This window comes from Sphingopyxis sp. KK2 (assembly GCF_001990265.1).
Classification (GTDB): Bacteria; Pseudomonadota; Alphaproteobacteria; order Sphingomonadales; family Sphingomonadaceae; genus Sphingopyxis.
The window spans coordinates 1-11,868 of sequence record NZ_LYVN01000006.1 but is presented as its reverse complement, the minus strand read 5'-3'; the positions used below and the strand labels follow the sequence as shown (position 1 = coordinate 11,868).

Annotated in this window: 9 protein-coding genes and 1 tRNA gene; 3 read left to right on the top strand and 7 right to left on the bottom strand. The window is 62.2% G+C overall.

Going from position 1 to position 11,868, the window contains the following annotated elements:
• Positions 1–253 precede the first annotated feature (253 nt).
• Both B1A78_RS01825 and B1A78_RS01820 read right to left on the bottom strand, forming a co-directional pair.
• Positions 254–3,058: a TonB-dependent receptor gene (locus B1A78_RS01825; RefSeq protein WP_037466737.1), complete on the bottom strand. Its 2,805-nt coding sequence runs from the start codon at positions 3,056–3,058 to the stop codon at positions 254–256.
• 183 nt (positions 3,059–3,241) lie between these two features.
• Complete coding sequence (locus tag B1A78_RS01820) at positions 3,242–4,276, bottom strand: AraC family transcriptional regulator (RefSeq protein WP_077145338.1); 1,035 nt, start codon at positions 4,274–4,276, stop codon at positions 3,242–3,244.
• Positions 4,277–4,393: 117 nt separating this feature from the next.
• Between B1A78_RS01820 and B1A78_RS22480 the strand changes: the two genes are divergently transcribed.
• Together B1A78_RS22480 and B1A78_RS01810 are read left to right on the top strand one after the other, a co-directional pair.
• Positions 4,394–5,062: a Crp/Fnr family transcriptional regulator gene (locus B1A78_RS22480; protein ID WP_037466733.1), complete on the top strand. Its 669-nt coding sequence runs from the start codon at positions 4,394–4,396 to the stop codon at positions 5,060–5,062.
• Positions 5,063–5,540: 478 nt separating this feature from the next.
• Positions 5,541–5,616: transfer RNA gene (locus B1A78_RS01810), tRNA-Lys, on the top strand.
• A gap of 224 nt (positions 5,617–5,840) precedes the next feature.
• Here B1A78_RS01810 and B1A78_RS01805 read toward each other — a convergent pair.
• From B1A78_RS01805 to B1A78_RS01790, 4 genes are read right to left on the bottom strand one after another with little or no spacing between them, the layout of a single operon-like run.
• Complete coding sequence (locus B1A78_RS01805) at positions 5,841–6,881, bottom strand: alcohol dehydrogenase family protein (RefSeq protein ID WP_077145337.1); 1,041 nt, start codon at positions 6,879–6,881, stop codon at positions 5,841–5,843.
• Between the two features lie 21 nt (positions 6,882–6,902).
• Complete coding sequence (locus B1A78_RS01800; RefSeq protein WP_077145336.1) at positions 6,903–8,129, bottom strand: acyl-CoA dehydrogenase family protein; 1,227 nt, start codon at positions 8,127–8,129, stop codon at positions 6,903–6,905.
• Positions 8,130–8,154: 25 nt separating this feature from the next.
• On the bottom strand, positions 8,155–8,892 hold the full coding sequence (locus B1A78_RS01795; protein ID WP_077145346.1) for an SDR family NAD(P)-dependent oxidoreductase: 738 nt from the start codon (positions 8,890–8,892) through the stop codon (positions 8,155–8,157).
• A gap of 10 nt (positions 8,893–8,902) precedes the next feature.
• Positions 8,903–9,931, bottom strand: a complete 1,029-nt coding sequence (locus B1A78_RS01790) for a phosphotransferase family protein (protein WP_077145335.1) — start codon at positions 9,929–9,931, stop codon at positions 8,903–8,905.
• Positions 9,932–10,004: 73 nt separating this feature from the next.
• Here B1A78_RS01790 and B1A78_RS01785 point away from each other — a divergent pair, with 73 nt between their 5' ends.
• Positions 10,005–10,640, top strand: a complete 636-nt coding sequence (locus B1A78_RS01785) for a TetR/AcrR family transcriptional regulator (protein ID WP_077145345.1) — start codon at positions 10,005–10,007, stop codon at positions 10,638–10,640.
• 176 nt (positions 10,641–10,816) lie between these two features.
• Here the strand turns inward: B1A78_RS01785 and B1A78_RS01780 are convergent, their stop codons facing one another.
• Positions 10,817–11,839 (bottom strand): radical SAM protein, encoded by a 1,023-nt coding sequence (locus tag B1A78_RS01780; RefSeq protein WP_256837399.1) that lies wholly within the window; start codon positions 11,837–11,839, stop codon positions 10,817–10,819.
• Positions 11,840–11,868 lie beyond the last annotated feature (29 nt).

The following is an 11,868-nucleotide window of genomic DNA, read 5'->3' as shown; positions in this document are numbered from 1 at the left end:
CGCCAGGAAGAACCGGCCCTGCCCCTCTACCGACGGTCCGCTTCCGGTCGTCAAAAGGACAGAGCGGACTCCACCGAAATGATGAACCAGAAGCATCGGGCGCGACCTTCCCCGCATATCGGGAAATGGGGAACCTTGGCGCCCGGTAAATGTGGCACGAAAAAAAATGCTACCGCGCAATGATATTTGCGCGGCAGCAGTGATCCTGCGTTCCCGAAAATGAGAGGTGGGTTCGAACGCAGGCTGTGGAGGTTTAGAAATTCACGCGGAAGGTCGCGCCGAAGGTGCGCGGATCGCCCGGAATGCGGAAGATCGTCGTGGCGTTCGATTTGACCCCGATGGCATAGTCGGTTTGGTTCAGGTTGCGACCCCAGATCGAGAATTCCCAGTCATTGTCGTCGCCGTCGAACAAGGTGATGTTCGCGTTGAGCAACCCGTAAGCCTTGATATCGTAATAATGCTCCTTCGGGCTGGACTGTTCCGGTATCTTTTCACCAAATTCCTCATAGGCGAACTGGGTGCTTCGCATGCCAATCGTCTTTGACTGCCAGCGATAGTTCACCGTCGCACGCAGGCCAAGTGCCTCACCAAGTGAGGTGTTGAACGACGCACCGCCGCTCAATGCCCATTTGGGAACGCCGAAGCCCGATCCATTGTAGCTTGCCAAACGTCCCAGTTCGTTGACTGCAGTTGGGTCGGTTTCGAGGATTTTGGTTTTGAGATAGAGAGCGTTACCAAACAGGGTGATGCCCCGCACCGGCTCGACGCTCAGGTCTCCCTCGATACCCCAGGCTTTCGATTTGGGCACATTGACCAGCGCTGCGAGGGTCGTGAACACTGGATCCTTGTAATATCCCGACAATTGCTTATCGCGATAATCATAATAGAAGCCGCCGACACCCAATCGGAAGCGATCGATATCGAGGCGGGCACCGGCTTCGTAGGCGGTTAGTTCTTCCTGCTTTACCGGAGCATCCTGCTTTTCGGAATTGGCGGTGTTGAGCGGGTTGACCCCCGACTTATACCCGCGCGAGGCAGAGGCATAAGCCATCAATTCCGGGACAGGCCGCCAGCTCAATGCCGCGCGCCACGAGAAATTGCTCTCTTTCTGGATATTGTGGACCTCGCCGCGCTCAAAATGCGGAACCTCTCCCTTTTCGTCGTCAATCCGGGTGCCATCCTGATACATGGTCAGACATTCGTTCGGCTTGGCCGGAGCGTCGGGAATGGCTGCCTTTCCATACGCCCTTTCTATCAGGTAAAGCACCCCCGAGTGGGCGCCGAGGAGGGCGTTGCCGTTGACGTCCTTTGTACAGCCCCGGAATTCGAGGCGATCCCAAGTGTAACGGGCGCCTCCGCTCAGGGTCAGCGTATCGGTAACCGCCCATTCGGCGTTGGCGAGAAGGCTTTTCGTCTCGACGTCGAATTGGCCCACATCGCGAAGCGAGCGGAACGCACCGGCCCGATCGTCGTCGCTAACCTGTTCGATATACTCGTCATATCCGGGGAGCCCCTCGGCGACGTTCGCGCCATTGGAAAAATATCGCCGAACCGCCTGCGAGTTGGAGTTGTTAAAGATATTGCTCCGGATATTTTCCTCGATCTTGTCCTTCCCATAATAGCCGCCAACCGACCATTTGACCGGACCCGTATCGCCCTTCAGCTGCAGTTCCTGCGACCAGGACTGAATCGATCCCTTGGGATTCTGGATCAGAACTTCATAGGGTGCACCGCTGACATCCTGCAGCGAATCGCGGCTGAGTTTCTGGAAGTTGCTGAGCGATATCAGCCGCAGACCATCGGAAATATCATATCCGATATCGAGGCTGGTGGACCAGAAGCTGGTATTTTCGTTCAGCTTGCCCGGCAAAGCTTCGCTGTTGCCAATACCGTCGGCGCGGCCCGGCACCACATCCTGAAAAAAGGGATGATTATAGATAAAGCTGTCAGGATCATATCCACGAACGGCAGCGTGTCGATATGACGTCTTATGTGCAGGTGACCAGTCTGCTGTCCGGTTGTCCCATTCGCGGATATGATCCTTCGGATAGACATATTCCTCAAGCTCAAAATCATATCCGCCATTATAACATTCTGTATCGTCAGCCGGGCAAGGGGCGCCAACGAACTCCCTCAAAGTGTCATTCGTCGAGAGCGCCGCCGCACCATTCCCATATTTCTGGTCTGCGCCGGGGGTCAGGCCGATCGCCTGCATCGCGCGGGTGTCCGATTCATTCTTCCATCCCGACAGCGTCAGCGTAATGTCCAGCCCCGGCGACGGATCGGCCGCGAGGATCAGGCGGGCGCCTGTATTGTGAACCTCGCCCAGCCGGTCTTCGGGACGCGATTCGCTCCGCTGCCAGCCTTTCATGCTTTGCTCGGTCCGGAAAGCGAGGCGCGCTTTCAGCCATGGCGAAACCCGTCCGCTCAGAAAGCCTTCGAGATTGAATGTCTCATAATTGCCAACGTCGATCGCGAGCGACCCCGTATATTCCTCGGTCGGCTGGTTCGACGTCAGGTTGATCACCCCCGCGGTCGTATTGCGGCCGAACACCGTGCCCTGCGGTCCTTTGAGCACCTGCGCGCCACCAAGGTCGAAGACCGGACCCAATTGCGTGAAAGGATAGGGATAGGCGATATCGTCCTGATACAGCGTCACCGTCGGCGAGGCCGACATGTTGATCGCGTTGAAGCCGATGCCGCGAATGCTGTATTGCGGCGTGCCCTGATAGCTGCGCGACACGGTGAAGGACGGCGCAACGAGATTGAGGTCCTTGACCGAATTGATTTTCAGATCCTGCAGGCGTTCGGCAGGAATATCCTGGATCGCCATCGGGATTTTCATGAGGTTCGTTTCGAGACGCTCGCCGACGACAAGGATTATGTCCTTATCAGCATCGGTTGCAGCGGCGTCGGCGCTGTCGGCGCTTGCGCCATCTTCGGCCGCGTGCGCAGGCATGGCGAAGGCGATTGCGATGGCCGGTAGCGCTGCCCCGAACAGCAGGCGTGCAACAAGACCCCGCCGACGCGGCGATGCCGCGCGTTCCACATAATTCATCAAAGTCCTCCCAAATACTCCGGTCAGTGAGCCGGCACGCAATCCCGCTTGGCGATGTCCCTGGTCCCGGGGAGGGCCCGCCATTTCCGGAATACTCTTTCGATATGGCCTTGTTTTTCGGCCAACAATGACCCGAGCGCGCAAAGTGGGGGGACTTTATCGCTTAAAATGCCCCCCCTCGCCTTATGTCCCCTTTGGTCCGCTCCGGCGGTACGAGGCGGGTGGCGATCCGAACCAGCGCACGCACGCCCGGCGCAGGCTGCGGACATCGGAGAATCCGGTGTCCGCCGCGATGGCCTCGAGCGGCATATCGGTCTGGAGCAGCGCCTCGACGGTATCGCGCTTCATCCGGTCGAGCCGCGCCCGGAACGACGTCCCATATTCGGACAGGTGGCGTCGCAGCGAAGCCGGGCTCATATGAAGCCGCGCCGCGACCTCGGCCTCGAGATGGACGCCCGTGGTGAGGAGTTCGTCGACGCGCGCGACGAGCGGGCTTTCGGCTACATGTTCATGCCGGTTGATCTTGTCGGCGAATTCGCGAAGCAGCGCGCGGAATTCGGGAAGTTCCTTGCTCGCCCAACAATCATATTTTTGCGGCTGGAGCGGTCGCGCGCCATCCGCGCGATCATAATAGATGGTCACGCCGGTACCGCGCCGGACGACGGGGCAAGCCAGAATGTTGAGCATCGACACCTCGTGCCGTGCGGCGGGCTCTGCCGCGCGAACCTGGACCGGCCGTAGCCTTCTACCGGTGAGCCACCGAAACGCGCATTGCAGCGACATGGCCAGAAATTCGACGCCGACTTCTGCCGCCGGTCCGCCCTGCCTCGGTTCGAGGGACAGGGCCAGCGAGGTAGGATTGCTGGTGACTTTCGCCGAAAGTTCGGGGCGCAGAATCTCGATCGCGCCGACGGTGCGCTCGAGCGCATCGGCGAAACTCAATCCCTGTCCTGCGGCGGACACGATCAGGCCGAACGCGCCAAACCGGACCTCGGGTCCGTTGGCAAGGCTCTCACGATAAGTCGATCGGAAATAATGGAGGCAAAGATTGACGAAGGTGATCGACGAGAGGCTGTCGTCATCGCCTGCATTGTCGCCCGCATTGTCGTTTGTAGCAGCGAGCATCGCTTCGCTCGCAGCCTTTCCCGCAATGAGCCGGAGATAATCCCGGGGCACGCGGAAATCCTCGACCGAGAAATGTTCAGGCCTGCTTTTCATCCCGCGGTCCACTGCCTGCTTCCCACAAATGATTGCCGCAAACCGCATCCCCTCCCCCATGCGCGAAAGATTGCGGCTTGCTATTGCGCACGCAATGCCACAACTCGATGTCCGGAAATGCCAAAGAGCTATCATTTAGCGACGCCGGAGCGATCAGAACTTTCCGCGCGCGAGTTCGCGGAACTGACCGCGTACGCAAAGGTCCAGCATTTCGCCGATGGCCAGTTCGTCCAGCATCGGGGCGATCCGGGAGACGTCTTCTGGGCGATCCTCGATGGCCATGTCACCATCGGCCGGCATTCCGAAGATGGCGTTTTTACCCATTTCGCAGTTCTCGCTGCGGGCGCCATGTTCGGGGAGCTGGCTTTCCTTACCGGCATGCCGCGACAGGATGATGCGATCGCTCAAGGCGAGGCGAGCCTGATCGCCATCGATCGGCCTTTGCTGCACCGGTTGATTGCCGCGGATGTCAGATGGGCCGAATTGATGATGGCAAACCTGGCGCAACGGCTCGGGGGCGCACTCAACATCATCGACGCCGAACGACGATTGAACACGACCGAACGGCTCGCAAACATGCTTGTCGTCATGGCGCGGAACGAAGCCGGTCGTGATGTGGCCCGCGCGACGCAGCAGCAGCTCGCGGACCTGCTCGGCGTCTCGCGCATGACGCTCGGCGCCTCGCTGGCCGAACTCGCGCAGCAAAATCAGGTCCGGCAGCATTATGGCTATATCCAGCTGCTCGGCTCCCTTGCCGAGCGCGCGGCCAACCTCGACCCTCCGTAACCGATGGAGGCCGGCGACAGGTCAGTTCCAGCGAAGCTTCCCAAGAAGCGGATGCGTAGCCAGTCTTCCAGTGGCCAGGCGCTCTCCGGGAACCTATGGCCGACGGCATGATATCCCCCGTCCGGACGAGGATCGACAATCTGCCGAGAGATTCTTGCCGGCCGTTTGACCTTGAACGGCTAGCTCATCGGCCAATCCAACGAATGTCCACTGTCGGGCATCGTACGGCGCGCGCCGAATGTCCACAATCGGGCGCTGAACTGACACTCAACCCGATATCCGTTGTAGGTGAATTTGTGCCGTAGGATATGGTAGAGCATGTTAGAATTCGGTTGCCAGAATTAGAATGAATTGAACACGGATGCACCTAAGTAACTAACATTAAAAAATAAAAATAATGGCCACCGCGCTCTTAATCAGCGGGTCCTTGGTTCGAGCCCAAGTGCGTCCACCATCCTGTCCTTACGAAGCCTCGTGGGGACGCATAGCTCAGTTGGTAGAGCAGCTGACTCTTAATCAGCGGGTCCTAGGTTCGAGCCCTAGTGCGTCCACCATTTTCCCCTTGGAACATTGCGGAAATTTCACGCCCCTTTCCTTCGCAGCGAATCCGTGGACAAATTTGGATGCGCCTTGCCAAAGTTCAGCAAGGGCCAGGTAAAGGTTGCTAACCCGGCCGTCGTTGGCCGGTTTGGGATTTTCGGGTTTCGAGTCCAAACCGTGAAAAGCGGACGATGGAACATTCTTCTCGATACCGATCGGTGTCGATCCTGCTTGATATTCAATCTGGCGTCAGAACCATTTTGAGCGCGCCAGCGTCGCGCGCATCGAACAGCTTATAGGCTTCGGCGCCTTCGCTCAGCGGCAGGCGGTGGCTGATATATTTCTCGGGCTTCAGCCGTCCCGACTGGACCAGCGGGAACAACGTCGGCAATTCCTCGGGTACCGAGCAGGTCCCGGCGCGGAAAGTCAGCCCGGCCGCAAAGAAGCGTTCGAGCGGGAAGGCATAACGCCGCGACTGCTGCACCCCGATCACCGACACGGTGCCGCGCGCACGGACAAGCCGCAGCGCGAGGTCGACCGTCTCGTCGCGCCCGACGACCTCGATCGCGCAGTCGAGCTTGCGGCCTTTAGTGGCATCGCGGATCGTCTCGACCGCTTCGCCGGGGTGCAGCGCGATCGCGCCCGCCTCTTCGGCCAGGGCACGGCGTTCGGCGACCGGATCGATCGCATAGACGACATGCGCGCCCATGACGAAGGCGCTCTCGACCGCCATCAGGCCGATCGGGCCGAGGCCGATCACCGCGACACTGCTGCCCGGCACGATGTCGGCATTTCGCGCGCCGAACCAGGCGGTCGCGAGCGCGTCGGTCATCAGCAGCGCCTGTTCCTCCGACACGCCGTCGGGGATCAGTACCGCATTGACGTCGGCGGCGGGCACGCGCACCGCCTCGGCCTGCGAGCCCTGCAGCTTCGCCGACAGGCCGTAGCAGGAGCCCATGCCGAACTCGCAGAGATTGACGACGCCGGCGAGGCACTGGCGGCATGACCCGCAGCCGACCGCGGCGGGGATCATCACCTTGTCGCCGACCTTCAGCCGCGACACGCCGCGTCCGGTTTCGACGACCTCGCCCACCGCCTCATGCCCGACGCAGAAGCCGACATCCTCCGAAAAGCCGTGGCCGTGATAGATGTGCAGGTCGCTGCCGCAGATCGCGCAGGCGGTGACCTTGACGATCGCATCGCGATCCGACTGCGGCGTCGGATCGTCCATGCTTTCGTAGCGGATGTCGTGCGCGCCGTAATAGCGAAGGGCTTTCATGGCCTTGGCTCCCCTTTCCGATCAGCGCCGGTTCGCGGCGACATATTCGGCGATCTTCTGCTTGCCGAGCTGCGACATATGCACTTCCTCGGGTCCGTCGGTCAGGCGGACGTAGCGGTTGAGCGTGAAGAAATAGGCGACCGGCGTATCCTCGCTGACCCCCATGCCGCCATGCGCCTGGATCGCGCGATCGGACACGGTCTGCGCCATCGTCGGCGCGACGACCTTGATCGCCGCGATCAGATCCTTGGCCTGCTTGTTGCCGAAGCGGTCCATGGCATCGGCGGCCTTCAAGGTCAGCAGCCGCGCCATTTCGACCTCGCAAAAGCTTTTCGCCACGTCCTGGCGGATGCTGCTCTGGTCGGCGAGCTTCTTGCCGAAGGCGACGCGGCTGTCGACGCGGCGCGCCATATATTCGAGCGCGCGCTGCGCCTGCCCGATCGAGCGCATGCAATGGTGGATGCGGCCCGGCCCGAGGCGCCCCTGTGCGATCTCGAAGCCGCGGCCTTCGCCGAGGATCAGATTTTCCTTCGGCACGCGGACATTTTCGAAGCGCAGTTCGGACTCGCCGCCCGGCGAATTATAGGACCCGAAGATCGTCTGGTTGCGGACCACGATGACCCCCGGCGTGTCGCGGGGGACGAGGATCTGCGAATGCTGCGCGTGGCGCGGGGCGTCGAAGTCGGTCTTTCCCATCACGATGAATAGGTCGCAGCGCGGGTGCATCGCGTTCGAAATCCACCATTTGCGCCCGTTGATGACATAATCGTCGCCGTCGGGAATGATCGACAGCTCGAGGTTGGTCGCGTCGGACGAGGCGACCTGCGGCTCGGTCATCACATAGGCCGAGCGGATTTCGCCGGCGAGCAGCGGCTTCAGCCATTTTTCCTGCTGCGCGGGTGAGCCGAATTTCGCGAGCACTTCCATATTGCCGGTATCGGGCGCCGAGCAGTTGAACACCTGGCTCGACCAGGGCACGCGCCCGAAGATTTCGGCAAGCGGCGCATATTCGAGGTTGGTGAGCCCCGGCGAGAATGCACCATATTCGTGCGGCAGGAACAGGTTCCACAGCCCCTGTTCGCGCGCCTTTTCCTTCAGCGCCTCCATCCCCGGCCATTCCTGCCAGCGGTTGTTCTGGTCGTGGACGAAGTCGTAATAGGCCTGTTCGTTCGGATAGATATGCTCGTCCATGAAGGCTTCGATCTGTGCGATCAGCCCGGCGACCTTGTCGCTATATTCGAAATTCATCTGTCTGCCTTTCCTGAGAGCATTTTTAGAGCGAGAGGCCGCCATCGACGATGAGCGTGTGGCCGGTGACATAGGAGGCGAGCGGCGATGCTAGGAAGATCGCGGCGCCCGCCATGTCCTCGGGGGTGCCCATCCGTCGTTGCGGGATGTGGGCGAGCGTGCCTTGCAGCCGCTCGGGATTCTGGGTGGTGACCTTGGTCAGCTTGGTGTCGACAAGGCCGGGGGCAAGCCCGTTGACGCGGATGCCGTCGGCAGCGAAGGCCTGTCCCAGCGTCTTGGTCAGGCTGATGGCGCCCGCCTTCGACGCGGCATAGGCGGGGTTGCCGATATTCGCCTTCAGCCCCGAGATCGAGCTGACGATGACGATAGAGCCGCCCGCGTCGGATAACTGCGCGCGGAATTTGCGCGATATGTGCATCAGGCTGTCGAGATTGACCGCCATGACGCGGTCCCAGCCGTCGCGTTCGAACTCGCCGCGACGATAGACGACGGTGCCCTGGCACAGAATCAGCGCGTCGAGCGAGCCGAACGGCAGCGGTGCCGCCTCGATCGCATCGGGGTCGCCGACGTCGACGCAGCTGTAGCCAAGACCATTGAGGTCCGATCCGTCGGCCGCGTCATAATCGCTCGCCGCCGCGCGCGTCCCCCACACATGCACCTCGGCACCGCGCAGGCGGAAGCCGTGCGCAATGCCGTTGCCGATCCCGCTCGATCCGCCGACGACCAGCACCCGCCGGCCCGTAAAATCGGTGTCGTCTTTCATCGTCATTCCTTCAGCTGATGCGGCGCAGTGCGCGATCGAACAGGTCGAGTGTGTGGGCGTGGAGGCGGTCGCCGGTCTCCTTCGGCGCCTTGCCGGCAGAGGCGCGGGCGTGCGTCCCCTCGAGGATGATCCCGAGCTTGTAGCAGGCGAGCACGACATACCAGTCGAGCGCCGACAGGTCGCGGCCGCTTACCTTGGCATAATGCGCCACCAGTTCGTCGGGGGTTGCGAAGCCCTCCCACGGGGTGACCGCGACATCGGTCGCGCGCGGCATGTCGTCCTCGGGCCACGTCGCGAGCAGCCAACCGAGATCGAGCAAGGGATCGCCGATCGTGCTCAATTCCCAATCGACGACTGCGGCGATGTCGCCGCTGTCGGGGCGCACCATGACATTGGCGAGATGGAAATCGCCATGGATGATGCCGGGGCGGAAATCGGCCGGGCGGTGCGCGTCGAGCCAGTCGGCGACGCGCTCGACCCCGGGGATCGCTTCGGGGCCGGGCCATTCGGCGAAATCGGCATAGCTGGCGAGCTGCGCCTTCCACCGCCCGACCTGGCGCTCGAGATAGTTGTCGGGCTTGCCGAACCCGTCGAGCCCGACCGCGCGATAGTCGATAGCGCCGAGCGCGGCGATCGCCTCGACCATCGACAGTCCGATGCGGTGACGCACCGCCGCGTCGCTGGCGTGAAGCGCAGGCAGGCCCTGCGTGGCATTGAAGCCCTCGACCGGTTGCATCAGGTAGAAGGCGACGCCGAGCACATCCTCGTCGCCGCAAGCCGCGACGAGGCGCGGGTGCGGCACCGCCGTGCCGTCGAGCGCGGCGAGCACCCGCGCCTCGCGCCGCATCGTATCGTTCGAATTGGCGCGCGGCACCGGCGGCGGACGGCGCAGCACATAGGAGGCATCGCCGCGGCGGAAGCGCATCAGGATGTTCTGCGTGCCGCCCGACAGCAGGCGCGCATCGGCGATCGGCCCGGTGCCGACGCCCTGCCCGTCCATCCAGCGCTCGAGCGCTGCGAGGTCGACTCCCTCGATCATCCTCATCCCTCTTCGTTTATCCATTTGGATAAATGCATTTGACGCGTGCCGCTGTCAATGGCAAATGCGCCGCATGGCCCGTGCCCCCTCCACCGCGCATTCTGAGGCACCGCAGCATCTGAAGGCGGTCGCGCTTAAACTCTTCGCCGAGCGCGGGATCGATGGCGTGACTGTGCGCCAGATCGCCGAGGCGGCGGGGCAGAAGAACCACGCCGCGATCACCTATCATTTCGGGTCGAAGGACGCGCTGATCCGCGAACTGGTCGTCGACGGCGCCCAAGCCATCGACGCGCGCCGAAACGCCGCGCTCGATCGCGCCAAGGCCGACGGCGACCTGCACAGCGTTGTCGACGTGATGGAGATTTTGGTCGAAACTTCGGTTGACCCCGATCCGCCAGCATGGGGCGAATGCTACAACCGCTTCGTCGTCGGGCTGCAATTGTCGAACCGCGCGCTGTTCATGGACGCGCTCGCGGGGCGCTGGAACTCGGGCTATCAGCGCTGCCTCGACGAGGTGCGGCGCCTGATGCCCGACCTGCCCGCGGACCTGCTCAACCAGCGCCTCGTGTTCATGGGCGGCGCGATCGGCGGGATATTGGCGGGACGCGAAACCGAGCTCGCCGACCGGTCGCGCGACCACCCGATGTGGTCGCATCCCGACACGCTGCGCCGCGTCGCCCGCGCGCTCGCATCGATCATCGAAGACTGATCAGCCGCGCAGTGCGGCCGTCAGGCGACCGACAGCACCAGAGAGTGTGAGAAGCACCATACTGTTTGCGAGGCCAAATCGGAGGTCGCGCGGCCGTTTGGCGGCGACAAGACATGACCGAGCAAGCGGAGTTGGCCGATCATCGACAATCCGCTTTGGGAAGATCGTCAAACGCTTCAGACGCTCGCGGGCTTCGTGGAGACCAACTTACCGCGAATGCGATCGAATTCGGCGGCGACATGTCGTGCATAGGGTAGGCCGCGATTGCTGATCACGAGATCTGTCCCCTCCCACTTGATCAGCCCCTTTTGTCCATATTCGGCCAGGCCCCCTTGTGCGACAGCGCGTTCGCACGCGTTCAAATGCGTGCGGTGCGTGCACAAAAGGTCCCGTATATGGCCGGCTCGACGCTGCTCGTCAGCGTCGAGTTGAACGCCGCGAACCGAAGCGAGCCGCCCTTCCATCACCATGTCGCGATAATGCCCCGCCCTCTTCTCGTTCTGAACGATCAGGTCCGGAAATCGTCCGATGGCGCTCGCGCCGAGCCCTATCAGTACTGGTGCATCATCCTCCGTGAATCCCTGGAAATTCCGGTTCACGCGCCGCTCGCTCGCGGCGATTGCCAGCGGGTCGCCGGGTAGCGCGAAATGATCGAAGCCGACGGGGACGTAGCCAGCGTGGGTCAACAGGCGATATCCGAGTTCGGCCTGTTCGAAGCGAAGTTTCATGTCGGGCAGGTCGGACGCGTCGATGCGGCGTTGACGCGGGATCATGTCGGGGAGATGGGCGTAGCCGAACAGGGCAATGCGGCTCGGCGCCAGCCGGATCGTCTCGGCGAGGGTTGCCTCGAGATCCGCGAGTCCTTGACCGGGCAAGCCGTACATCAGGTCGAAGTTGATCGCATCGATCCCCCGCAGGCGGAGCGAAGCCACGACATGTTCGATATGCGAAAGCGGCTGGATTCGTCCTATCGCCTGCTGGATATGCGGGGCGAATGTCTGGACGCCCAGGCTGACCCGGCCGACCCGCGCCGCCGCGAGGACAAGAGCCCATTCGGACGAGAAGCCGCGCGGATCGAGCTCGATAGAAATCTCGGGATGATGCGCGTCGAACAGCGTCTGGACCTGGTCGAGGAGACGAACGAGTTCGACCGGGGCGATCGCATTGGGACTCCCCCCGCCGAACGCGATGCGGCGCACCCGCCCTCGCCCGCCCAGCCGCTTTGCTA